The sequence below is a fragment of the Corynebacterium choanae genome, from assembly GCF_003813965.1.
GTDB classification, from domain to species: Bacteria; Actinomycetota; Actinomycetes; order Mycobacteriales; family Mycobacteriaceae; genus Corynebacterium; species Corynebacterium choanae.
Map to the genome: position 1 here is coordinate 517,783 of NZ_CP033896.1, position 23,813 is coordinate 541,595.

Annotated in this window: 18 protein-coding genes and 5 tRNA genes; 15 read left to right on the forward strand and 8 right to left on the reverse strand. The window is 56.5% G+C overall.

Annotated features, from left to right (window positions below; genetic code table 11):
* Positions 1–330 precede the first annotated feature (330 nt).
* The 3 genes from pstC to pstB all read left to right on the forward strand — a co-directional run bounded on the left by pstC (position 331) and on the right by pstB (position 3,340).
* Positions 331–1,425, forward strand: a complete 1,095-nt coding sequence (gene pstC, locus CCHOA_RS01840; protein ID WP_123926151.1) for a phosphate ABC transporter permease subunit PstC — start codon at positions 331–333, stop codon at positions 1,423–1,425.
* 122 nt (positions 1,426–1,547) lie between these two features.
* Entirely contained in the window at positions 1,548–2,420 is an 873-nt protein-coding gene (gene pstA / locus CCHOA_RS01845; protein ID WP_245992218.1) for a phosphate ABC transporter permease PstA, read from the forward strand.
* A gap of 143 nt (positions 2,421–2,563) precedes the next feature.
* The gene (gene pstB, locus CCHOA_RS01850) at positions 2,564–3,340 is read left to right on the forward strand and encodes a phosphate ABC transporter ATP-binding protein PstB (protein ID WP_123926157.1); all 777 of its coding nucleotides are present in this window, start codon (positions 2,564–2,566) and stop codon (positions 3,338–3,340) included.
* Between the two features lie 255 nt (positions 3,341–3,595).
* On the opposite strand, the gene CCHOA_RS01855 is transcribed toward pstB, so the two are convergent.
* The 3 genes from CCHOA_RS01855 to dusB form a co-directional block, all read right to left on the reverse strand.
* The gene (locus CCHOA_RS01855; protein ID WP_123926159.1) at positions 3,596–5,089 is read right to left on the reverse strand and encodes a DUF1846 domain-containing protein; all 1,494 of its coding nucleotides are present in this window, start codon (positions 5,087–5,089) and stop codon (positions 3,596–3,598) included.
* Positions 5,090–5,203: 114 nt separating this feature from the next.
* Positions 5,204–5,962: a phosphate signaling complex PhoU family protein gene (locus CCHOA_RS01860; RefSeq protein ID WP_123926161.1), complete on the reverse strand. Its 759-nt coding sequence runs from the start codon at positions 5,960–5,962 to the stop codon at positions 5,204–5,206.
* A gap of 823 nt (positions 5,963–6,785) precedes the next feature.
* Positions 6,786–7,925 (reverse strand): tRNA dihydrouridine synthase DusB, encoded by a 1,140-nt coding sequence (gene dusB, locus CCHOA_RS01865; RefSeq protein WP_281273296.1) that lies wholly within the window; start codon positions 7,923–7,925, stop codon positions 6,786–6,788.
* A gap of 850 nt (positions 7,926–8,775) precedes the next feature.
* On the opposite strand from dusB, the gene scpC reads away from it, so the two are divergent.
* The 3 genes from scpC (at position 8,776) to CCHOA_RS01880 (ending at position 11,210) form a co-directional block, all read left to right on the forward strand.
* On the forward strand, positions 8,776–10,293 hold the full coding sequence (scpC, locus tag CCHOA_RS01870; protein ID WP_123926165.1) for a succinyl-CoA:acetate CoA-transferase ScpC: 1,518 nt from the start codon (positions 8,776–8,778) through the stop codon (positions 10,291–10,293).
* 347 nt (positions 10,294–10,640) lie between these two features.
* Positions 10,641–10,713: transfer RNA gene (locus tag CCHOA_RS01875), tRNA-Lys, on the forward strand.
* Between the two features lie 305 nt (positions 10,714–11,018).
* A complete protein-coding gene (locus tag CCHOA_RS01880) occupies positions 11,019–11,210 on the forward strand; it encodes a hypothetical protein (protein ID WP_123926167.1) in 192 nt (63 codons plus the stop codon).
* Between the two features lie 489 nt (positions 11,211–11,699).
* Here CCHOA_RS01880 and CCHOA_RS01885 read toward each other — a convergent pair whose 3' ends face one another.
* Positions 11,700–12,170: a hypothetical protein gene (locus CCHOA_RS01885; RefSeq protein ID WP_123926169.1), complete on the reverse strand. Its 471-nt coding sequence runs from the start codon at positions 12,168–12,170 to the stop codon at positions 11,700–11,702.
* Positions 12,171–12,436: 266 nt separating this feature from the next.
* Positions 12,437–12,658 carry a hypothetical protein gene (locus CCHOA_RS01890; protein WP_123926171.1) on the reverse strand — a complete coding sequence of 74 codons (222 nt, stop codon included), beginning with the start codon at positions 12,656–12,658 and terminating at the stop codon, positions 12,437–12,439.
* Between the two features lie 682 nt (positions 12,659–13,340).
* Here CCHOA_RS01890 and CCHOA_RS11170 point away from each other — a divergent pair.
* Complete coding sequence (locus CCHOA_RS11170) at positions 13,341–13,514, forward strand: integrase core domain-containing protein (protein WP_123926173.1); 174 nt, start codon at positions 13,341–13,343, stop codon at positions 13,512–13,514.
* 197 nt (positions 13,515–13,711) lie between these two features.
* Positions 13,712–13,784: transfer RNA gene (locus CCHOA_RS01900), tRNA-Glu, on the forward strand.
* A gap of 76 nt (positions 13,785–13,860) precedes the next feature.
* On the opposite strand, the gene CCHOA_RS01905 is transcribed toward CCHOA_RS01900, so the two are convergent.
* Complete coding sequence (locus CCHOA_RS01905; protein ID WP_123926175.1) at positions 13,861–14,085, reverse strand: helix-turn-helix domain-containing protein; 225 nt, start codon at positions 14,083–14,085, stop codon at positions 13,861–13,863.
* Positions 14,086–14,626: 541 nt separating this feature from the next.
* On the opposite strand from CCHOA_RS01905, the gene CCHOA_RS01910 reads away from it, so the two are divergent.
* Positions 14,627–14,812 carry a hypothetical protein gene (locus CCHOA_RS01910; RefSeq protein WP_123926177.1) on the forward strand — a complete coding sequence of 62 codons (186 nt, stop codon included), beginning with the start codon at positions 14,627–14,629 and terminating at the stop codon, positions 14,810–14,812.
* Between the two features lie 471 nt (positions 14,813–15,283).
* Here the strand turns inward: CCHOA_RS01910 and CCHOA_RS10835 are convergent, their stop codons facing one another.
* Positions 15,284–18,961 (reverse strand): hypothetical protein, encoded by a 3,678-nt coding sequence (locus tag CCHOA_RS10835; protein ID WP_221339802.1) that lies wholly within the window; start codon positions 18,959–18,961, stop codon positions 15,284–15,286.
* A gap of 854 nt (positions 18,962–19,815) precedes the next feature.
* On the opposite strand from CCHOA_RS10835, the gene CCHOA_RS01920 reads away from it, so the two are divergent.
* The 6 genes from CCHOA_RS01920 to CCHOA_RS01945 all read left to right on the forward strand — a co-directional run bounded on the left by CCHOA_RS01920 (position 19,816) and on the right by CCHOA_RS01945 (position 22,726).
* Positions 19,816–19,892 (forward strand) — tRNA-Asp (locus CCHOA_RS01920).
* Between the two features lie 316 nt (positions 19,893–20,208).
* Positions 20,209–20,282: transfer RNA gene (locus CCHOA_RS01925), tRNA-Asp, on the forward strand.
* Between the two features lie 20 nt (positions 20,283–20,302).
* A tRNA-Phe gene (locus CCHOA_RS01930) sits at positions 20,303–20,375 on the forward strand.
* A gap of 461 nt (positions 20,376–20,836) precedes the next feature.
* Entirely contained in the window at positions 20,837–21,259 is a 423-nt protein-coding gene (locus CCHOA_RS01935) for a CD225/dispanin family protein (RefSeq protein ID WP_245992169.1), read from the forward strand.
* Positions 21,260–21,495: 236 nt separating this feature from the next.
* Positions 21,496–21,984, forward strand: a complete 489-nt coding sequence (locus CCHOA_RS01940; RefSeq protein ID WP_123926179.1) for a DUF2752 domain-containing protein — start codon at positions 21,496–21,498, stop codon at positions 21,982–21,984.
* Between the two features lie 448 nt (positions 21,985–22,432).
* Positions 22,433–22,726: a GNAT family N-acetyltransferase gene (locus CCHOA_RS01945; RefSeq protein WP_123926181.1), complete on the forward strand. Its 294-nt coding sequence runs from the start codon at positions 22,433–22,435 to the stop codon at positions 22,724–22,726.
* Between the two features lie 120 nt (positions 22,727–22,846).
* Here the strand turns inward: CCHOA_RS01945 and epsC are convergent, their stop codons facing one another.
* Entirely contained in the window at positions 22,847–23,449 is a 603-nt protein-coding gene (epsC, locus tag CCHOA_RS01950; protein ID WP_123926183.1) for a serine O-acetyltransferase EpsC, read from the reverse strand.
* Between the last annotated feature and the right edge of the window lie 364 nt (positions 23,450–23,813).

The window sequence follows — 23,813 nt, forward strand, 5'->3', positions numbered from 1 at the left end:
TTGTGGTGCCCACGGCACCTCCAAGTTTCCCGACTGTGCAATCTTAGCTCCCACCCCGCTTCTTCCCCTTCATGTTCGTCTCACCGCCTTCCCATAACCCTTACTTCTTCTCCCCTCTTTTTCGCTGAAATTCCTTCGCTGCTCGCGCACTTCCGCCACCCTTTTTTCCAGCACGACTACTCCTTATTGCTTGACTCCGGTCGGTGTGGTGCGGCATGCGCAGCAACATGCGCTTTGCAACAGTCACCGCGCAAACCACCCGTACTCGCACTACAGCAACCGACCACCCCGAAACTGTCCATCCCCGCTGTGGAAGCCTGCTTGGATACGATGACTCATCTTGATCACGACATTCGCGGCCGCACCGGCCGCGGTCCCGCCCAACTCCCGTCAAACACCCCGGCCACACCGCCCCCACCACCGACTGGCACACCCACCAGCACCACCCCGCCTGGATTGCTCACCACTGGTGGGAAAACCCGACGGGCAGAAACCCTCGCCCGGCTCGGCACCACTAGTGCCGCGATCACCGTAAGCCTGCTCATTGGGGCAATTGGACTCTTCCTCCTGTGGCGGGCTGTCCCTGCCCTCCAGCGCAACGCCGCCGGCTGGCTCGGATTTTTCAGCTACACCGGCGACTGGGACACCACCAACCGGGAAGCGATGTATTTCGGTATCCCCAACCTGTTCGGCGTCACCGTGGTGATCTCCCTGATCGCGCTCCTCCTCGCTATGCCCGTTGCCCTAGGGGTAGCGATCTTTTTCACCTGCTACAGCCCACCCTGGCTGAAACAGCCACTCGGATTTGTCATCGACCTGCTCGCAGCTGTGCCCTCAATCGTCTACGGACTGTGGGGTATGACAGTGCTAGGTCCTGCACTTTCACCACTTTTTACCTTCCTCACCACCCATTTCGGAGCGCTGCCACTATTTACCACCTACGCCAACAGTCCATCGCTTGCAACCTCCCGCAATCTGGCTACCGGTGGGGTAGTGCTCGCGGTCATGATTTTGCCGGTGATTGCCGCAACCGCCCGGGAAGTATTCGCCCAAACCCCAACCGGTCACATCGAATCGGCACTCGCTTTAGGAGCAACCCGGTTAGAAGTCGTGCAACTTGCTGTGTGGCCTTTCGGGCGCGCCGGGTTCGTGGCGGGCAGCATGCTGGGGTTGGGGCGTGCCCTCGGGGAGACCATGGCGCTGTATTTAGTGGTGTCCTCCGCGCCGGGATTCCGCTGGTCAGTATTTGATGGCGGCAACACGTTTGCCACCGCGATCGCCAACGCCGCACCTGAGTTTAACGACGATATCAAAGCCGGCGCCTATATCGCCGCAGGGCTTGTGCTGTTCGCGCTTACGTTTGCCGTCAACGCTGTTGCCCGCCTGGTCATTACCCGTCGTGCCGTCGGGAAAGCCAAACGATAGCCCTGTTGAGACCACCTGATACCAATCCTGCTCGATCCAGCTTGTTCAACGATCAGAAACGAGTGTGACCATTCGTGACCTCACCGACAACAACACCAGCTACTCGCAAGACGCCCGCCCCCTTGGCGGCTGGACTCACCACCCGCCGCCGGATCAACAACCAGCTAGCAACAGTCATCATCACTGCCACCATCGGCATTGCGCTGATCCCGCTGCTGTGGGTGGTCAGTGAGCTTGTTCGCCGCGGCATCGGGAGCATTATCACCGCTGAATGGTGGACAAAATCCCAGCTTGGTGTCACCAGTGACATGGCCGCCGGCGGTGCGATCCACGCCATAGTAGGCACCGCAATGCAAGTCGGGGTCTGTGCCGCGATCGCTATCCCCATCGGCTTGGCCACCGCCATCTATCTGGTCGAATATGACGAAGGTGGCCGCTTGGGCAAGATCACCACCTTTATGGTCGATATTCTCTCCGGGGTGCCCTCTATTGTGGCGGCACTGTTTATCTACTCGGCATGGATCGTGCTCTGTGGTTTTCAACGCTCCGGGATCGCGGTAAGTCTGGCATTGGTGCTGCTCATGATCCCTGTGGTGGTGCGCACCACCGAGTCGATGCTGGAAGTAGTGCCCCACGATTTGCGGGAATCCGCCTATGCGCTCGGCATTCCCAAGTGGAAAACCATTATCACTATTGTGCTGCCCACCGCACTGTCGGGCATTGTCACCGGGCTGATGATTGCTATTGCCCGTGTCATGGGCGAATCTGCCCCAGTGCTGATCCTGGTGGGATCCTCCGCATCGTTGAACTTTAACCCCTGGCAGGGCAATCAATCCTCGCTGCCACTGATGATGCTGGACATGTATCGCGCCGATTTTCAAGGCCCTGCCGTTGACAAAATGTGGGGTGCGGCACTGACCCTGGTGTTCTTTATCGCGGTACTCACCATAGGTGCGAAACTTCTTGCCCGCATGTGGGCACCAGCAAAACGCTAACCATATTGCCCGCCGGCGGCCTGTCGCCGCCCGGCCAGTGGTAGGTCCGCAGCGTCAAGTCGGCTGCCCGAAGCTGCTGGCTGCTCGCGCCCCCTTTTTATCAAGCAACAACGTCGAATAAGGATTCGGGAAGAAACACAGTCATGGCTGAACAACTCGATTTACACGATGTCAATATTTATTACGGTGATTTTCATGCGGTGCAAGATGTGAACTTGCACGTCCCGGCGAATGCGGTGACCGCGTTTATCGGTCCGTCCGGATGCGGAAAATCCACAGTGCTGCGCACCATCAACCGTATGCATGAAGTCACCCCCGGTGCGCGGGTCACCGGTGAGATTCTGCTCGACGGGAAAAATATTTACGACCCCGATGTGGATCCGGTGGCAGTACGCTCCACCATCGGGATGGTGTTTCAAAAACCGAACCCGTTTCCCACAATGTCCATCGCCGAGAACGTGACAGCAGGTCTGCGCCTTGCCGGGGAGAAGAATAAGGACAAACTGGCTGCCGTCACCGAAGAAGCCCTGCGGGGGGCGAATCTGTGGGAGGAAGTCAAAGATCGCCTCGACAAGCCGGGCGGTGGGCTGTCCGGTGGACAGCAGCAGCGGCTTTGTATTGCCCGGGCGATCGCAGTAAAGCCGAATGTGTTGCTTATGGATGAGCCGTGTTCGGCACTTGATCCGATCTCGACGCTGGCGGTGGAAGAACTCATCACACAGCTGAAAGATGACTACACCATTGTGATCGTCACCCACAATATGCAGCAGGCGGCGCGGGTGAGTGACCAGACTGCGTTTTTCTCATTGGAGGCAACCGGGAAACCGGGTCGGCTGGTAGAAGTAGGGCCTACTGCGGCAATGTTTGAACATCCGCAGGAACAAGAAACCGAAGACTATATCTCCGGACGGTTCGGCTAACCCGCGTGAAGTAATGCGCCAACCACATTGAATGGAACCGTCGCACGGCTTCCACGGCTGCATCGCCGAAAAAACAGCGCCGACAATGGTGTTGAGCAAGGGTGATCCCCTTGCCGCAAGAAACCTTGTCGGCGCTGTACTGTGTGCAGCGGTTACAGCGGCCGCCACCGGCTACGCTGCACCGGTGGTGCAGGTGGACGCTTGCGCGCGTGGGAAGTCAACCGTGCCGGTTTGTGCCAGGTGGCGGGTAGTGTGTTACCGCTTTTGGTAGAGCGACTTTTTCGCGAACACGGGATCGCTGGTGACCAGCACCCCAAGAGAGCGGAAAATTCCCTCATCGACACTGCCCAAAATAGTGGTGGTGTGCGCATCGCAGCCTTGCAGATTCTTCAACTGCTCTAAAGCCTTGCGCGCATCCTCATCGTGGCCAGCAGACACCGACAGTGCAATGAGCACCTCATCGGTGTGCAGCCGCGGATTCCGGGAACCCAAATGCACCGTCTTCAACTCTTGGATCGGCTCGATGGCTTCCTTCGACAACAGATGCATATCGGGGTCGAGGCCAGCTAAATGCTTCAAAGCATTGAGCAATACTGCCGCGGAACAGCCCACCAGATCACTGGTGCGGCCGGTAACAATGGTGCCATCGCCCAACTCGAGGGCAGCCGCAGGAAGACCAGTGGCTTCTGCTTTGGCACGGGCAGGCTGCACCACAGTGCGATCTGTGACTTTCAACCCGGCTTTCGCCATCACCACTGCCGCCCGATCCGAATCGGTGGAATCCTTCGCGCCGCGTGCCTCGTCGACGAGCGCTTGGAAGTAGCGGCGAATAATCTCATTGTTTGCAGCAGCCCGACAGGCTGCATCGTCAACAATGCAATTACCGGCCATGTTCACACCCATATCGGTCGGGGACTGGTATGGGGTGTTGCCGGTAAGTTTCGTCAGCAGGGTTTTCAGCAGTGGGAAGGCTTCCACATCCCGGTTATAGTTCACCGTCGACTTGCCATACGCCGACAGGTGGAAATGGTCGATGACATTGGCATCATTCAAATCGACCGTTGCCGCCTCATAGGCAAGATTCACCGGATGCTCCAGCGGCAGATTCCAAATCGGGAAGGTTTCAAACTTTGCATAGCCGGCATTCACACCCCGCTTATGCTCGTGGTAGATCTGCGAAAGACAGGTGGCAAGTTTCCCGGAACCAGGACCTGGGGCGGTCACCACCACCAGGTTACGGGTGGTTTCGGCGAATTCGTTGCGGCCAAGTCCCGCCTCCGAGACGATAAAGTCCGTGTCGGAGGGATAACCGGGAATGACCCGATGGCGGGAAACTGTCAACCCCAGCCGTTCCAGGCGCTGCTTGCATTCCACCGCTTTGGTGTTGGTGTCGTCCATTTGGGTGAGCACCACATTGTTGACCAGGAATCCCCGCTCCCGGAACACATCCACCAGACGCAGCACATCATCTTCATAGGTGATGCCCAGGTCGGCGCGAATCTTGTTGCGTTCGATGTCTTTAGCGTTCAAACAGACAAGGATTTCTACCTCGTCTTTGATTCGATCGAGCATGGCAATCTTGTTGTCAGGGGTAAACCCTGGCAGCACCCGGGAGGCATGCATGTCATCGAAGAGCTTGCCGCCCATCTCCAGGTACAGTTTGCCGCCGATTTCTTCGCGTCGCTGCCGGATATGTTCCGACTGCATTTCGATATATTGTTCGCGATCAAATCCTGTTACATGTGGCATGGAAAAAGTGTACTCTGCTCAATTCCGGCAGTGAAAACTCTCATTGTTTCCGCTGCTCACAGGCCACTTTCTGGCCGTAGTTAGGGTGCGTGGGGAATGCCTATTCCTGTCGGTCTATAGGTTGTGGGGTTTGGGTTGTGGCGCGATCCCCAGCCGATGCTCTAAGGCGGCGAGTCGATCATCGAAGCGTTCCCCGCGTTGGGCGGCTTCCCGGTTGGCCAGATATTCGGCTGGTTTCATGCCGGTGGACAGATAGATGATTCGGCTAGCAACGTTGACAATGTGGTCGGCGTAGCGTTCGAAATAGCGCGACAGCAGTGCCACATCGACGGCTTGGGTGGTGGAGTGTTCCCACGGGCGGGCGGTAAGAAGAAGGAATAAATGTTTCTGAATATCGTCGACCGCGTCATCGTCGGCGCCGAACACCACTGCCACATCCACATCATCCGGGTCGGTGAGGAGATCACCCAGTTTTTGGGTCATCTCTTGGGCGAGCCGCGAATATTCTTCGAAATAGCCGACGAGCGGCTCAGGGAGCACCTGTGCAGGATGCCGCAGCCGGGCGGTGGTGGCGATATGTTTTGCCAACGTCGCCATGCGGGAGATGTCTTCCACAATATAGATACTGGACACTACTTGCCGCAGGTCGCGGGCGAGCGGTCCTTCCAAAGCAAGCAGCTGCACGGCTCGTTCTTCGCAGCGTTGAGTGATCGGTTTGAGATCATCGGTGAGGGTAAGTGCTTGTTCGGCGGCGGTGAGATCCTGCGCTAGCAGCGCCTTCGCTGCCTGCTGCATGATGACCTGCACAGTGTCACACATGACGATGAGATCTTGGGCAAACCGGTCGAGTCGTTCCTGGTAAGAGCTGCGCATACTATGCAATATATTGGCTATCGTGCGGCAGGGAAAGCCTCTTGAGGGGTACTTCCGGGGGATACGAGTCGCCGGGCACGAGGGTGTCTGCGCCGGGATGTTCAACCATTTTCCCGAGATCGACATCAACTGGCGAATGGGGGAGGTGACGGTGCAATATCGGCACCGCAGCTGTTTCGCCAAGACTGTATATGGGCTGTTTTGTGGCCGGTAACTTGACGGTACTGCTGCGGTTACTCGCCGGTAACCTGTGCAAGTCTGGTCAACTGGCAAACCGGCTTACCACTTTGGTGCGATTTGCCGCCAGAACGGGCGCTGCACTGCCTCGCCAAGAAACTGGTTTTTATTCCCCCAAATGGGTGGGCTGTGTGGTGGTTGGGTGCCACGCAGTAGGGAAGTGTCATGACGGAACGTTGGAAGCGCTTCGCTCGGAGAAGCAGCGGTGCGCCAGCCGCACCGCAACTAGGGGAGTCAAAGTACCTTAAGAGTGTCGCAAGCCCAGTCTGTCGAGACAGGCATCAGCCAAGTGTGCGGTGAGCAGGGGGCAAGATATCTTGTGAGCAACAGCAGCCATGTTGTGTTATTCACCGCCACAGATCAGATCATCACCAGCCTGGTGGGGTTGTTATCCCTCCCTGCGGCGTGTGTTAGCCCTCACCGGCGGCGTGTGTTAGTTCTCACCGTCGGCGTGTGTTAGTTCTCACCGTCTGCGTGTGTTACTCCGTGCCAGTTCCCTTGGATCCTGGTGTGCGCTGATAGCTGCGGCATCCAAGCCGGGTACTTGCGGTGCTGGCTGCTCGCTGAATGCTGGCGGTGTTAGCTGCTAGCCGCCCGAATTTTCAATCTCTGCACCAACCGGAACGGTGAGATCATAGGGATCATCCAACCAGCCTTCCGGCAGGGTAACTTTCTTTGCCCGGCCTTGCCGACCACGCGCCCCATCAGCATCATCGGCGACTGCAACCGCATCACGATACGGTGCCAGTAGTTCACATAATTCGTGAAAAGTCGATACCCGGGCAAGATCAGCGCGCAGCTGGCCGCCGACCGGGAACCCGCGGAAATACCAGCCCATATGTTTCCGAATGTCGCGCATCGCCCGCTGCTCACCATCATGCGCGATCAACAATTCGGTGTGCCGCAGCACAATACTGCACACCTGCCCCAACGTCGGTGGCGCTGGTTTTTCATGACCATTGAGTACTGCAGCTAACTCGGTAAACAGCCATGGACGTCCCAAACAGCCGCGACCCACCACAACCCCGGCACAGCCGGTGTGTTCCATCATTGCGGCGGCATCCTCGGCAGCGAAAATATCCCCATTGCCTAACACTGGAATCCCAGTAGGGCGAAGATGCTCCACCAATTCGCCGATCGCATCCCAGTCGGCGTGACCGGCATAGCGTTGCGCGGCAGTACGACCATGAATCGCGACCGCCTGCGCGCCTTCTTCCACCGCAATCCGGCCGGCAGCAAGATGCGTCATATGCTCAGCGTCAATACCGGTGCGCATTTTGACGGTGACCGGAATATCGGTTCCTTCACAGGCTTTCACTGCAGCGCCCACAATTGCTGCGAAAAGTCGCTGCTTGTAGGGTAGTGCGGCGCCGCCGCCGCGCCGGGTCACCTTCGGTACAGGGCAGCCGAAATTCATATCGATATGGTCGGCCAAGTTCTCGTCAACGATCATTTTCGCTGCAAGATACGTGTATTTCGGATCAGTGGTGTATAGCTGCAAACTGCGCGGCTGCTCATCGGGGGCGAAGGTGGTCATGTGCAGCGTTTTCTCGTTGCGTTCGACCAGCGCCCGAGCAGTCACCATTTCACAGACATAGAGTCCGGCGACGGTACCGAAGGCGTCGCGTTCGAGTTCCCGGCACAAACTACGAAATGCCACATTGGTCACCCCGGCCATCGGTGCCAAAATTACCGGCGATACTAGCGTCAGCGCCCCAATGCGCAGCGGATCGCGTTGCGCTGCGGATGCTGTCTGTTGTGTTCCACTGTCATCAACCACGGCGTTAGTGTTCCAGGTTTCACCACCGTCGTCCAACTTTGGGCGGCAGCGAAGGCTGCGACGCGGTATTCGGGCGACGCGGTCTTTGGACACCGTATCGCAGGGTGTCTCGACTTGTGTGGGAGGACTACGACTCGTTTGGGAATTTGGGAAGCTGTCCCAGCTTGTTTGGGAAGCTTTCATAGCCGGCAGGCTCAATCTGTGCACTCTGGGGTGGGATGAGTTACGCACTACCGGCAGTGATGATCTGTGGCCATACGGGAAGAACGGAGAGACGCACAGCCCAAGCTGTCCGACTGCGATGGCGACCACCGCATGCCGGGGGTGAAGGATTTGGGGTGATATTCTCCAGGGATTTCGAGAGTATATGCCCGAATGCGGCACCCTATCTGGGGGTATTGGGGTGGCGATCTTTGCGCCGACTTGTCGCTAGCTCAGGGGCTGCAAGCGTGCCACTGGATAGCGGTTTTTGCAGCGTAGTCCTGGTGTGGGCCTTTTTCGCGGCGGGGGGATTGTCGGGTTATTGTCATCCCCCAATCGTCGAAATCGATCCCATCGCCGGTGGAACTCCCCTATTGTGGGGAAAGTAACGTGACCGCGGGAGCAGCGATCTAGCCCACCGGCTGGTGGATACCCGCATCCCTACCGCGGCGCACCCTACACCGTCACATTTTTCCATCCTGCCAATCGCCGAAACATTCCGATCAGTGAAGTGACTGTGCGATCAGTGAAGCGATCGGCAAGCTCACCCGCTGCCCAAACTGGCTGCAGGATGGAACATAACAGGAGGAAGTACATGTCCGACCGGATCGCCAATGCCAAGCTCCGCGGCAAGGTAATGACGGCTGAAGAAGCCGCCGAGTTCGTCAACAATGGCGACAATGTAGGAATCTCCGGGTTTACCGGTGCTGGCTACCCGAAGGCACTGCCAACCGCTATCGCGAACAAAGCGAAAGCCGCCCACGAGCGTGGCGAAGAATACATGATCAGCCTGTTTACTGGCGCTTCCACCGCACCTGACTGCGATGGTGTGCTTGCTGAGGCTGACGCCATCCGCTTCCGCACCCCATACCAGTCGGATCCGATCCTGCGCTCGAAGATCAACGACGGCACCACCTACTACATGGACTATCACCTCTCCGAGTCTGGTCTGTATGTGGAACAAGGCTTCTTTGGCCAGATGAACGTCGCGATCGTTGAAGCGGTGCGGATCACCGAAGATGGCCACCTCGTGCCATCCTCCTCGGTGGGCAACAACGTGGAATACCTCGACAATGCTGAAAAGATCATCATCGAGGTCAACTCCTGGCAGTCTGAAGAGCTGGAAGGCATGGCGGATATTTACCGCATCAATAAACTGCCGAACCGTCAGCCAATTCCGATCACCGACCCAGGGCAGCGCATCGGTACCACCTATATTGACATCGACCTGGACAAGGTTGTGGCAGTGGTGGAAACCGACCTGCCAGACCGCAACGCCCCATTCAAGCCGATCGATGACCAGTCGAAGCAGATCGCTGGCCACTTCCTCGACTTCCTGGAGGGCGAAGTTGCTGCCGGCCGTCTCACCTATGACGGCTACATCATGCAGTCCGGTGTTGGTAACGTGCCAAACGCGGTGATGAGTGGTCTGCTGGACTCGAAGTTCGAAAACATTAAGGCCTACACCGAAGTGATCCAGGACGGCATGGTCGATCTCATCGACGCCGGCAAGATGACGGTCGCTTCTGCAACCTCGTTCTCCCTGTCGCCGGAATATGCCGAGCGGATGAACAAGGAAGCCAGCAAGTATGCCAAGACCATTATTCTGCGTCCGCAGCAGATCTCTAACCACCCAGAGGTCGTGCGTCGTCTCGGCCTGATCTGCACCAACGGCCTGATCGAAGCTGACATCTACGGCAACGTGAACTCCACCAACGTCACCGGCTCCCGGATGATGAACGGTGTGGGCGGCTCCGCAGACTTCACCCGGAATGGTCTGATCTCCTCGTTCATCACCCCTTCCGATGCCAAGGGTGGCGCAATCTCGGCGATCGTGCCGATGGTTTCCCACGTCGACCACACCGAGCAAGACGTCAAGGTCATCATCACCGAATATGGCTACGCCGATCTGCGTGGCCTGGCACCACGCCAAAAGGTGAAGAAGATGATCGCACTGGCTCACCCGGACTACCGTCCGCTGCTCGAAGAGTACTACGAGCGTGCACTGGCTAAGGCTGAAGCAAACAAGACCATGCAAACCCCGCATGATCTCGCCACCGCGCTCAGCTTCCACCAGCGCTTCCAGGACACCGGCACCATGAAACTGTCCTAAGCGACACTTGGAGCACGCCCGCTGAGTGAACACACAGCGGCAACTCCTCACCTGTGGCCACTTATCAAGCCCCCTCGCTGGCAGCCGCCAACGAGGGGGCTTGACTGTGCAGTCGACGTTGGAAAAAACTCGATCACTAGATAGTAAAGCTGTGCTGTCGTAGCGGCACGAAATACGGAGCCCAGCAACCGTGGGCTAAAAGTATTGCGGCGCAGCTCAAACAAGGTCGACCGCCGGCGGAAGATGGGTGCTCTCGACTGTTGCGCAGCGCTAGGTTTGTGCGAACGGCAATCGCCCTATACAATAGCTGCTGTGGTTGGGGCGTGTATGCGCCGCCATTCCACAGTGGGCCTTTAGCTCAGTTGGTAGAGCTACGGACTTTTAATCCGCAGGTCCCGGGTTCGAGCCCCGGAGGGCCCACAATAAATTCAGTGCCCACAGCAAATGATTCCGCATCTGCTGTGGGCACTGTTTTTTTGACCTATACCGCACATGCGGTTTTGGGGAAAATTCGGGAGTCCTGTGCAGAGCTGATCTTGCACAGAACTCCCATTTTTTAAGGACACATGCGGTGACGATTGCAGCCGTCTCACACTCAGAAATCCGCAGTCGTTAGCCTTCGCTCTGCCAATGTATAGCGCCAGTTGAAATTGGACGGTCAGTGCCAGTCGTTGATGATGTAAATTCCACCGATGATCGGCCCCTGCGATGTCTGATGCTGGTTTGTGGCGTGTGTGTGGCTGCCGATCAACGAGCTCGAATATGGGGATCAGCTCGTCGTGGTGATGGTCGGTGTAGACCTGCTGTCGATTCCCGTTTTAGATGGCATCGACGGTGGCTGGGGTGGTGATGGTGGTATCAGCGATCCAAGGATCTCGTTCCCTGTGGTTGTTGTTAGCGATTTACATTCTACTTAGGGACAAGGGTCGTCTTTTGTATCGAGTTGTGTTGGCGGTGGGGTGCAGTAGCCCTGGGGCTTTCGGGGGATCTGCTGCTCGGTGTCGTACCCCTGGGTTGAGGCAGGTTCTTCACTCCCACGCACTTACTTTTGTGCAGAGCCTCCTTAACACATGCACGTGAGCCAACTTAGGCAGCGCGGCTGGATAGCCCGCCCCCTGCGACTTTTCCGCCCCTGTCAATGCCGTATGTAACGTTGTCTTGGTTATTGCAGTTGCATCTTTAACTACGAAAAAGTCGACGCAGAAGACATAAATACGACTCCTGCGCCGGCTGGTTACGTTAACCGTTTTTAGGTCTCCCTATTCTTTAACTCTTTTGATATTTGCTCAACGTCTCTCTGGAGCTTCATTAAATGCTTTGCCCCTTTGAAGGCGATGAAAATGATAAGAGCAGGAATGAAGAGAATGGCTGCTATGAGTAGTGCTTCGATGGGGCCGATCATAGCGTTACGGGAGGATGTTGATGCACGCGTAGTTACCCCAGTTCTCGCCGACACGGACTCGACCGCAGAAGGGAGTGTGTGCATCCACGTCTTTGTAAAGGTCAAACCGGTGCGTTACCCGGCCTACGGCGCAGTTGCTGCCAGCGGTTTCGGTGATTCGTTGCCCATTTTCGTAGTAGGCAATTTCGAACTCATCAACGCATGCATTGTTTTGAATCATGTTTGACCCTGCCATGTACGCCACAGCTGCAGTACGTACGTTCAGGCCATCGCCTTTGACATAGAGCCAGTTTGTCGCGCCTGCGCCACCAGGTGCCCATGATGCGCCATCTGTGTCTCGCGGTGCGTAGACGTTCTGTGCCGGGGCTGGGGCAGAAGCCTTTTGGACAGAGACTCCATCGTCGCCCACTTCACTTGCGTGTGCGTATGGCGTGATGGCGGTTGCTGCTGCGATAGCTTTTGTTGGCGCTAGCATCTTCATGCTTTTCTCCTTTGGTGCTTGGGGCTGTTAAGCCAAATCTTGGGTTCCGGAGTTGGGATCACCCCTTGTGACTTTGGTCACTAAGTGTGATGTCGAATACCTTAATGGCAATGATTCCAACTAGCACGGACAGGGGTAAAGCGCAGACAAACCACACCTGAAGAGAATGGCAGCGCGTCGCCCCCGATTAGCCGAAGCGCTGAAATCGGCGACGGGGATCCCTCGGTGTCCTTTTAAGAGGTGCCAGACCTGGTAGGGGGCTACCTGCGGCGAAACGAACTCGCCCAATCCCCGAACGGTTCCTCCGCCTGCCCAAAGAAGCCGATATGTTGGCGGTTAAAGGCTGTTACAACGATGAGATCGGCAGGGGCATTGGAATCTTCCCGGCTACGTTGTTTAACTGGTGATGCCAGTACGGTGGCATGAGCATCGATAGCGCTGAAGAGTTTTAAAACCCTCAAAAATGAAAACGCCCGCTTCAAGAGCCTGTTGGCTGATCAGGTATTACATGCGCAACCGCTCGAGGGGATCGCGAAGGGAAAAGTTGTAAGCCCGGCGGCTCAATGCCGGGCAGCCCTAAAACTTCGAGGCCCCCTGGGGCTTAAGGCCATGTCAGGCTTGTTGCTAGGTGTGTATGCCCTGCAGCAGGTTGCAGTGCACTCTTTAGAAAACACACCACCTGCGACCCGGATAATCACCTCCGTCGGATGCTGCGGGAGTACGCACTTAATCACCCGTGTGCGGGGTTCATGCGGGCGTACGCGTGTGTGTTCATGCCGAGGGCATGGCGATCAACCGAGAAAAGGTATGGCGGTTATGGCGGGAGGAAGGACTTGCTCAAAAGGGGATCCGCCTAACGTGGCGGACTAGCGTAAGCATTGTGGACGAGCCGGTGGTGCCCGGCACACCACACCACACCACACCAGGTGTGGAGTATTTGACTTGGGTTTCCAGGTTACTGCTGATGGGAAGCCCTTGCGAGATCGACGAATACACAGTATGTCGCTGAATGTTGTGGTCGAATGTTCGGTGATCGCTGATCATTGGGGCGGCGCGCTGATCCGCCTGTTGCAGGCAGTGGGGTGTGCTGGACTTCCTGCGGATGGACAATGAGCACGAATGTATCTCGCGCTGGCTTGTTGGGCTATGTGCGAGAAGGTGTAGATGTGTTTTATCCCGCCGGGTAGGCCGTGGACTAGTGGTTTCGTGGACTCCTTTCGTCGGGGTCGCCGTTATGAGTGCCTGCAGCGGCACGTGTTCGATACGAGGCTTCAAGCGCGTGCGCTGATCGGCGGCTTTCGTGGGGAGCGCAATCTGGGGCACCTTTATTATTCCTAGAGGATCTGACCTCACGGGAATTCGCGGCGAAAGCCGCTGCTTAGCTTACCGATTCATTCCCGGTAAGCCCTGACTCGGGACGAGGGGATCCCCTCAGATATTTTCTAAAAAATCGGCACTTGACCTGGCGATTTGTGTTCTTGGTAGGTGGTGGGTTAAATTATTGGAGCCGACAGGGAAGCCCCCTGGAAAGCAAAGCTCCCATCGTCTAGGGGCCTAGGACACCGCCCTTTCACGGCGGCGACACGGGTTCGAATCCCGTTGGGAGTACAATTGCCCCCTACCTGAAACGCCAGGTAGGGGGCTTTTTCGTACCCATAACCAACTCCTTAAGTTCGGGTTAGGGTTAAGGTACAAAATGTGTGTCTGGGGGTGGGGGTGGCTGTGGGGGTTTTGGTCGCAACGCCCCGATACCACCCTTATTTACCTGCCACGCCCAGTGAGAAATCAGGTCCGGCGATGACAACCCAAATTCTTGAGCAAGATCAAACCTTGTTTCGCCGGCTTTATAGCGGCAAAGGATCTCCATCTTCGTGTCAAAAGAATACTGTTTCTTCGATGGTTTACTCACAAGACATAGTCTGCCATGTAGCCTAAACCTTCTTTCGAGACGAAGTACACGGTCACGGTTGACCCCTAGACGGGTAGCTACCGCACGTGCGCCGTAACCCTCCTCGAAGAGATCGACTGCTAGCTCACGCTGAGTCTGACTGAGTTTGCTGCGTGGATGCATTGAAACTCCCCACAATCTGGTTTTCTGATTGCTCAGTCCGGATTATGGGGAGCAGTTCAAACACGGCAGTTGTTTCATCTCGTAAATGCCCGAAAAAATACAGCAGTCGATCGTCAATAGTGGGGCGCAAAGCCGTGGTGCTTGCTGACGCCGCAGCGAGGGTCAGATTCGTTGATCCGGGTCTTGCACCAACAGTGGGCAACCCTAATGTCCGGTGGTAGCACGGGCGGTGAGATACGCTGCGTGCCGAAAATTGCACAGCCTCTTTCCATCCGGCTGCGCCGGCGAATGGCGGCACCACACAGTACCCGCAACCCCAATTGCGCCAGTGTCTATCACAAAGTGGGGTAGAGTTTTCGCTGGCCAGAGCCCTATTGAAATGGTGCAATTTGCACAGACACGAAACTGGTACACGATTGTTGACCCTTGCGCGGATGTTTCATGCCAGCAAGCCCGCTTCGTCGGCTTCGTGCTCTCCAGCCAACGAGGGGATCGACTCGGATCCAAGGACGATACGGGAACGCTCAACGTTCCCAGCAGCTATCACGTCGGTTCTGCGGGGTAACGCTTGATTCCGGTAGCCTGACTCGCAACAGTTGGCCAGACAGATAAATGCTACAGCCTTTGACTCTCCTAGCGAATCCTCGCGGCCGGAAGTGCACCATCGGCAATTGGAAAATTCCGCAGTAGAACTGAACGTCCAGAAGGTACCTTGCCACCATTCGCAGGGGAATACCCGCTGATTTTTGTGCAGCGAATTTTATCCTGGAACAGTGACATGGACGGTGTTCGGTAAAGCGCTTCGGTACAGGCCCCAAGGCGACTCTTTGAGACTCTTCGTCTTTTCATGGTGATTACAGCCGGGATGCACAGCACTGATTTATTCGCAAACCATGCACTCCATTTGGCGCCGCAAGCATCGAACCCTGAAATTGCAACAGCGCACGAAGCAGGAAACTACCTGCCACGTGCGCTGTGCGTTTTTACCATTTGAGCATTGAGTGCAAAGCCTCGATGCTCACAAGGTGGTTATGGATTACAACTGCCGACGACGACTGCGGGCGAGAAGAACCAAACCAGCAAGGAGGAGTGCCAGGCTGCCGAGTGCGAGCCCGGTCACGTCAGCACCGGTGACTGCCAACACTGGAGTCTTGGCTGCCTCAGGATGCGGATTTTCCGCAGGAACTGGTGCTGGTGTCGGAGCAGGAACCACAGCTGGTAACTGGGTTGCAGGAACCAGCGGCGGTACCGATGAACCGTTAGAGCTCAAACCAGGAAGCAGTGGGATAATCGCAATCGGAATCAGTGGCACGAGCCACGGAATGATTGAGGAACCCCCAGTGTTGCTGCTGCCTGGCGTTTCTTTACCAGGCTTATCCTTGGTGTTCTCTCCGTCGTCCGTATTTGGAGTGGTCGGAGTGGTAGGCGAAGGCTCTGGCTCCGTTGGCTCCGCCGGCTTCGTCGGTTCCGTCGGATCGGTTGGCTCCGTCGGCTCCGTCGGTTCCGTTGGCGTAGTCGGTTCCGTCGGGTTTGTAGGCTCGGTCGGCTCTGTCGGCTCCGTTGGCTCTGTCGGCTCCGTTGGCTCCGTAGGCTCCGTCGGTTCCGTAGGCTTCGTCGGTTCCGTAGGCTCCGTAGGCTTCGTCGGTTCCGTAGGCTCCGTCGGTTCCGGTGTGACGGTCGAATCGTACACGGCTTCAACCATGGCTACTGCTGGCCGGATCGTCGACAAAGGAGTGCCGTCTTCGGAGGTCGCACGGGATGCGATGCGGTTCACCGCATAATGTCCCTCGCCAGTGATCGCCTTGCCATCGACCGTGGTCGTAGGCATCGCCATTGGAACTGGAATGTCGAAGTTACCGGTGAATGTCGGATCAAAGGCGATCCGCAGATACTTCACGTCTGCGAAGTCCTCGACTTGATCTTCGGTCACCCAGTCGTTGTTGCTATTGAATTCCGTGCAGCCGGAGTTCGCCGGGTACTCCGTTGCCTCGTTGCCCATCTCTGGGCGGCAAGGGTTCATGTCAGTGGAGTAGTAGATCGTGCCCGGAATCTTGCCTGACACCCACCGGTTTTGCTGCTTGTCAAAGTAGCGGGTCTCTGGAAGGTCAAGTTTGCCCTTCAGGGTTGGCACCAGATCAGGCGCACTGTCGCGTCCCGTCGTTTTTGCTTGATCAACTGACTCTGCATTGAGTGCTACCCAGTCGGCGGCAGGAAGTGCGTCGTAGAGCACATAATCCTTGACCGGAATGGAACCATTGACCGCCACATTCAGGGTGAAGGTGACATCTTTGGAAGCAAACGAGGTCGGTTCCCTGTTCCCATCGGTGGGGAACTTCTGCGTCGGTTCCGTGATGTTCTTTTTTTCGTCCTTGTCACCGGTAGCGAACTTGTTGACATTTGCGCTGGAGTAGCGATCAACAAACAAATCCACACCTGCACGGTAGTAGCGTTTCTCCGTGTCGCAGGAAACAAGCGCATCATCACAGGTGAGCTCATTTGACAGCTGCAAGTAGGTATCAGGTTTGTCGACGATGACGGTCTGCGGGTCAGCCGCGGTGATAAACATGCTCAGCTGTGAAAGCGGATCGCTTAACGATTCCTGTTTGTAGTTCCCAGCAATCGCACCGACAGTCTTCAGCGGTACATTGAGGCGGCAATTGAAATTTTCCACCACATTGCCGCGCATCACCATGTTCGACGGCACAGTAAGCGTCCACAGTTCACCACCATTTGGGGTGGTGGTGTCGAGTTTGGTGAAGGTGACTTCCCGCGGATCATAGGCGACATTCGACGGGAAATCCTGGTCGACATTGCCTTGCGCCTCGATGCACTGTGCTGCGGTAGCTACCGGCAGCACAGATTTGCCTTCACTATCGACATCGAAGGTAAATCCTGGAGGAACCGCAGCAACGATAAACGGCGAGTAGATGTCTTCTGGTGAATCTGAGAGGTTCACCGGTCGCACCGATACCTTGGCGGGTGCAGGTTCTTGGCCGTTGACTGCACCGAAGCGGTTATCGGTGATCTCCAGCCGCAGCTCTGGGGCGTTCACCGACTGGCGCACCTGAATATAGGCTGTCGTCTCCAAGGTGTTGGGTTGTCCAGTGCTGTCTGGGAAGGTAGCCGACAAGTCATTGAAAACTTGAACGGTTTCCCGGCTGGCACCACTGGCGTCTGCCGCAAACACTTCAGCAGGCAGGTGCGGAACACCTTCCATACGGAAGCGGAAGCCTGCATTTTGTTGCAGCTCGTCCATGTGGACTTCGATCTTCACTGGTTTGATACCGTTTGGTACCGCAAGCTCACGGTTTTGGGTGGTGACTTCCTCTTCGAGACTGACCGTCTGAGAAGAACCATCGGCAGCCGTAAAAGTAATCCGTGCGGCAGGATGTGCTCGGGTGATTTCCCCATTGACTTCCATCGTTACTGCGTCGAACACAAGCACGGTTGGCTCGAAGAACACTTTGTTGTTGTCAAAGGAAGCACCTTGCTCGCATTCTTGCGACTTGTAGGCCGTTGTATCGGTCCATTCGAGGCAGTATTGCGGACGTAGTTCGTCGACAATATCAACCGGGCCGGTGGCGGCAGGACGCAGGCCGACAGTGTAGAGGCCAGAACCATTATTCGGGCTTGGCGATTTGCCCTCTTGCTCTCCCCAGCCATTTTTCCTCACATAGCCGTTCAATTTGTCGCTTGCCAGCACGTCAGAGGTCGCAGGTTTGCCAAGGCCTTCCGTGTCCGCCGGTACTGGGGTGGTTCCGTCAAGCTGGGTGACGCCATCGGCCCATTGCAAGGTGTTGACATAAGACTTCGCATCACCTGCTGGCTTGCCTACTACCTTGGCGATATAGCGCACGCGGAAGCGTTCATTGCCGCGCATCGACAGCACCTGGTCGACGTTAGTATCCACATCGATGCGGATCTCATTGTTGGCTTTGTCGAAGGAGATATATCGGGAGTTCAGGATCGCTTCCTCGTCCCGGTCAAAGACTGCCTTCGGGTTGGTCACTCGGCGGGTTGCCGGATCGACGTTCACTTCACCACGGTCAGTGTTGAGGAAACGAACAAATTCGAGCCCTTCCGGCAGTTTGTCGGTGAGGGTACCGATTACACCTGTCGTCCCGGAACGACGGTAGGTGAGATCGTAGAAAATATAGCTACCAATGGTGGCCTGGTACTCGCTGTTGCTTTTGGCCAGGACATTGTCGAGCTTGCCGGTGATCGTTGAGGTTGCCTCGGAGGACTGTTTTTGATCTTTGTAAGCAGCCGACCACAGTATCGGACGGGTGCCGGGGAAGGACGGGTTATCGTTCACCGGCCACGTCAGAGTCATGACGTTGTGGTTGATGAGCTTGGTAAAGGTAATCGTCGGATTAGCGCTTTGCGGATCTTTGATGGTGGCTTCCGCCTCAGATGCGACAGAAAGTTCCGCATCAGGGGCGATGTTATCGGGACGCTGCACCTGCACGGTTACTGGATCGTCACAGGAACCTTGCGTACAGGTGATGGTGAGCTCGGACTGGACGACGGTGCCGGTACCGGTTTCGCCGGTGGCATCCGACAGTGTGACTGTGGCTTCACCCAAGTTCACTGAGTGGGTGTCTGCAGCATAACTGCGGGGCACGCCAGCCTGCTGTTGAGCTGCGGTAAACAGCACCACTGCCATCACCGCTGCCCCAGCGCGTCGCATGATGCGTGATCTGTGCCGCGACACAGAAGAAGTGTTGTGGAACATCTACATCCTTCACGGAATCGTTAGGTTGTTCTTCGGTTGGGAGCTTGGGCGCAGGGTTGTTGCTGTGGGCAAGGATCATGCTCCGGCCTGGCGCACTTCACTTGCGGACAACCTTGCGCTATCCACCTGGCAATATACAGATGATTGGTGAGTGGAACCAACGATTAATTTGCCCGATATGCTGGAAAAACGGTTCCTCGCCACTGTGGTGATGGAGAAAACTAAAGGGTGATCGGTAATTTGATGCTCTTTCGTTGTTATTCACTGTGAGGTACCAAACGGGGGTAAAAAACGTTGTTTGTGACTGTGGTGGGTGGCTGTGCAGGGTGGCGAAAGAGTGAAAATCGCCACAATGGTTACGTCGGCGGCTGTTGCTGGCCTGAGAGTGGGCTGAGGTGTCTCTGGCGGGTTGCACGAGGTGCCATACAGGTAGTGAGGCAAGTCAAGCAGGGGGTTGGAGCCGGTGCAGAAGCGAGAATGATCTACCCCGCGATGGGCAAAGTAAATGAGTGAGAACGATCGCTAGAACGAGGTTTGTGCCCGAACAGGTGAATCTTTTCTGCGCTGGGGTGGTGGGGTGATGGGGAGCCTCGCGTGCAATACTCCGACATTCGTGCTTTAGCTCGGGGAGGCAACCTTCAGCGTCGGGCGGGGAAGCGCACAGTGCGACATGAAGCGGCAGCGATGTGCGTTGCCTGCCGCATATCTGCGCGACGAATGTTCGTGAAAAATAGTCTCTGAACAGCTGTTTAGGATGATTGCGTAGGGCGTGTTACTGTGTATATCGCTAGCAAGGCGGAAACGCTTTGTGGCGACAATGGAATGTTCCATATGGCCCTGTGGCGCAGTTGGTTAGCGCGCCGCCCTGTCACGGCGGAGGTCGCGGGTTCGAGTCCCGTCAGGGTCGCCATAACATTCATAGCAACGATCCGGAGTGTAGTGAAAGCTACGCTCCGGATCGTTTGCATTGGGCGCGTAATGTGCTGTTGCGGTAGTAGCAGGGGTGCAATTCGGCAAGGTTGGCAAATAACATCTTTGGTGGCCTTGTTGTGGGCGCAGTGTTTCTTGGTGGTAGTTGCCGATTTTATTGCTCGTTGCGGCAGCTGAAATGGCTGTAAATAGGGCGCTGGGCAGGGTATTTGTTGCTTGCATCGATGTTGTGTAAGCTTTCTTTTCGTTGCACGGCAAGATGCCTTGCTGTGTAATGCAAGATAAGTAAATTATCTGGCCCTGTGGCGCAGTTGGTTAGCGCGCCGCCCTGTCACGGCGGAGGTCGCGGGTTCGAGTCCCGTCAGGGTCGCAGAACAACACTGTTGTTCTGGCCAGATAGCTCAGTCGGTAGAGCGTCCGCCTGAAAAGTGGAAGGTCCCCAGTTCGATCCTGGGTCTGGCCACAATCACCCGGTTTCATCGTTGATGGAACCGGGTTTTTGCTTGTCAGTCTCAGGTGGGCGAATGTGTGCAGTGTTCCTCAGTCAACAGCACATCTCTAGGAAAGCAAAGGGTGCCAATCCATTTTTTGCCTCGTTGTTGGCCGGGCAACCCCATCGAGCTTTTGCAATGCGTCCCGGCAGGGTGTTCGCGGGCGAACTGGCACAGATCATTAGCTGATCAACAATGCGCAGGGTTTGCGGGATACGAGCGCGGTAAGGGCTGGTGGTGCCGTTCCTGCACCCCCGCAGCGCCCCAAAGGAGAGCCCAGCAATTCGTGCAACAGCTACCTCATTGCGTAAACTCATCCTTCTCTGTGAAGTTTATTTTCACTTTTTAGCAAATTCCTAAGTAGGGGCGGCAGACGCTTCCACTGGGGTGGCTGTTGAGTGAATTGTTGGTTTTATCGAAAGACTCGTACCTTATGACTACCCCTGAAGATCCGTCGAATAATAACGGGTTCCCACAGTTCCCACAGGGCGGCAACGGCGCCAACGGGATGAACACTGGAGCAAATGCGTTCAACAATCCAAACGCCCAAGCATTCGGCGGTTACCCAAACCAGGGTTTTCCAGCAGTTCCACCGGTACCGAAGCCGGAGAACTATCTTGTTTGGGCTATTTTGACGACGCTGTTTTGCTGTTTGCCGTTGGGGATCGTCAGCATCGTCTACTCCACCCGCGTGGATAGCGCTTGGAATGTTGGCAACTATCAGGAAGCGATGGACAACTCCCAGAAGGCAAAACAATTTGCCATCTACAGCGCTATTGGGGTTCTTGTCTTCCCCCTGCTCTATCTTGTCATTTTCCTGCTCGGTGGTTTAGCCTCTGTCGCCGGCTATTATTAGGCCACAACTTCGCTGTGCCGTGGAGTGAAGGGCAGTGTAGTACACCCGCTGTATTAGCTGCCTGAAGATGCAGGTGTCCCCTCTGGGGATCGCTGCACGCTACCGTGAACCGGGTGCGGGAACCGGGAATTACACCGTTGCACCTGCTGTTGATGATGCTCTAATACCATTGATGGTTCTCGTCGCACACCGGGTTGCACAGAACACTGCATCGTTGTGCTACAAGGACGTGCATTATGACTCACCAACTACCTGTGCCGGCGCCACATCAGCGACCAGTGTCGGCGAAGCAAGGACAAGCGTGCACACCTGCTAGTTCGCGGAGGCTTCGACAGTTGTGGAAGCCGATCATTGTCGGGGCTGCGGCAGGAAGTGCCCTGTTCGTGGTGAACGCTGCCGACCCGACCACCCCTGGCGGGATCATCCCAGTGTGCCCTTCCAAGTTCGTGTTTGGTCTGTGCTGTCCTGGTTGTGGTGCTTGCCGCATGCTGTACAGCCTCATGCACGGGGATCTGCTGGCAGCTGCTGCCTATAACGCGGTGGCATTGGTCGCCCTCGGGTTGTTGTTGTGGGCGTATCTGGCGTGGATTGTGCGCCTGTGTGGGGGACGGATCCCTACCTGGGAAAACGGGCGCTACACAGCGAACGTGACGTTGGTGGTAGTCATCTTGTGGCTAGTGATAAGGAATCTTCCCTTTGCGCCGTTTACAGCACTGTGGGTGTAGTTCTCCCGCCCTGCGGGTGCGATCAGGGTTGGCTTGTACCGCGGGTGCGTTGCACGCGACCCGGCCACGGTGCGCATGTCTGAGTTGCCGATAGGCGGCTGTCCGCAACAGGTCTGATACGCGAACATTGTTTAAGTGGGGGTGCGAAACCCCACGAGGTGCCGCACCGCAATGTGGGGAAAGCTGCCCCTTTATTGGGGTATTTGGGGTGTCTTGAACTTGGGAGATGTGAAAACTTGCGCAACTTGCTCGCAGGCCATACACGGGGTTCGCTAGTCTTTCCCATGGAGTGAGACAGTCGTCGCTAGGCGGCGGGGTTGTCCGAACTCTTCGAACGTATCTGTCGCGGATTCTTGGCTGCCAGCTTCATGTTTTAGAGGCACCAAGGTGGGGCGATGGGGCGAGCTATATCAGTGTTAGTTCTATTCACCTTTTGAGGAGTCACATCATGGCTGATAGCAACATCACGGTGAGCTTTGACGAGCAGCAGCATCGGTATTATCTTTCCGTCGACGACAAGGCCGCGGCCTATGTGCAATTCGTGGCGGAAGATGGGGTGTGGGACCTGCAACACACCGTCGTGGATCCGTCCTTCCGCGGGCAAGGTCTGTCCAAGCAGCTGATTGCGGCGGTGCTTGAGGAGGCTCGGGCAAAGTCGGTGAAGGTGAAGCCAACATGTTCCGCGGTGGCCGGGTTCATTGAGAAGAATGAGCAGTACGCTGACCTCGTCGCAGCAGAGTAATACATCACTACCTTGGTTTCCGCCCAGGACTCGGTATCGCCGCAGCTGGTGATCAAGAGCCCTGGGCGTTGGTGTTTCCTCGGGGGTTGAGGATTGTGTTGCTTTTGCGGCAGGCAAGGTCTAGCTGTACAGCCCGTCACTAGCAGGCTTATTCCGGTGAATATAGAAGTCCGGGTCGACGAGTTTCTTGCACTCTTCCGTTTTGCGTGGCCGATTCACCGCGGGAATCCCTACCGCAATATGGTTTGGTGGCACATCTTTCGTTACCACCGCATTCGCCCCGATCGCAGAACCGCAGCCAATCGTGATAGGGCCTAACACTTTGGCACCTGCCCCAACGGTGACGTTGTCTTCCAAAGTGGGGTGGCGTTTGGTTTGGGTGAGCACCTGACCACCCAATGTCACCCCGTGGTAGAGCATCACCCCGTCGCCGATCTCAGCGGTTTCCCCGATGACCACACCCATGCCATGATCGATAAAGAAGCGACGGCCAATTGTTGCCCCGGGATGGATTTCAATTCCGGTGAGGAACCGAGTTGCTTGCGCCAATATGCGGGCAGGTCCTTTCATGCCGCGCACCCAGAGCCAGTGCGCAACCCGATGCGACCAAATCGCATGCAGCCCGGAATATACGATGGCGTTTTCCATATCGCCGCGGGCAGCCGGATCGTGGGCGCGGGCGTTGACGAGATCTTCCCGCATGGTCTGCAAAACTCGGAACATACTTTCAAACAGTACCAACGGCTGCGGCTGCAGGAGCTATTGGGCGGTCTTGCCGGGGAGCAAGGTGAAAGCTATGGGACTGCAATGGTCGACCATTTGCGGCATAAGTCGGTGCGGAGTAAACCAGCACAACGCCGACGTGCGGCCACCTTGTCGCAGGAAGATGGTGGGCGCCCGTCGGCGTCATGTTGGCAGTTTCGTCAGTGCCGGCGGAAAGCAGGCTTGCGCAAAACACTTGTTCACACCGTGTCTACTCGGCGTTGCCGCAGTCAGTGGGTAAAGCCTTGTGCCCACCGGGTCGCGGCGAGTTGTTGCTCTGTGCCTTCGCCGTTCGGCGTCGAAGTTGTTCGGCTACGCGTCTTCG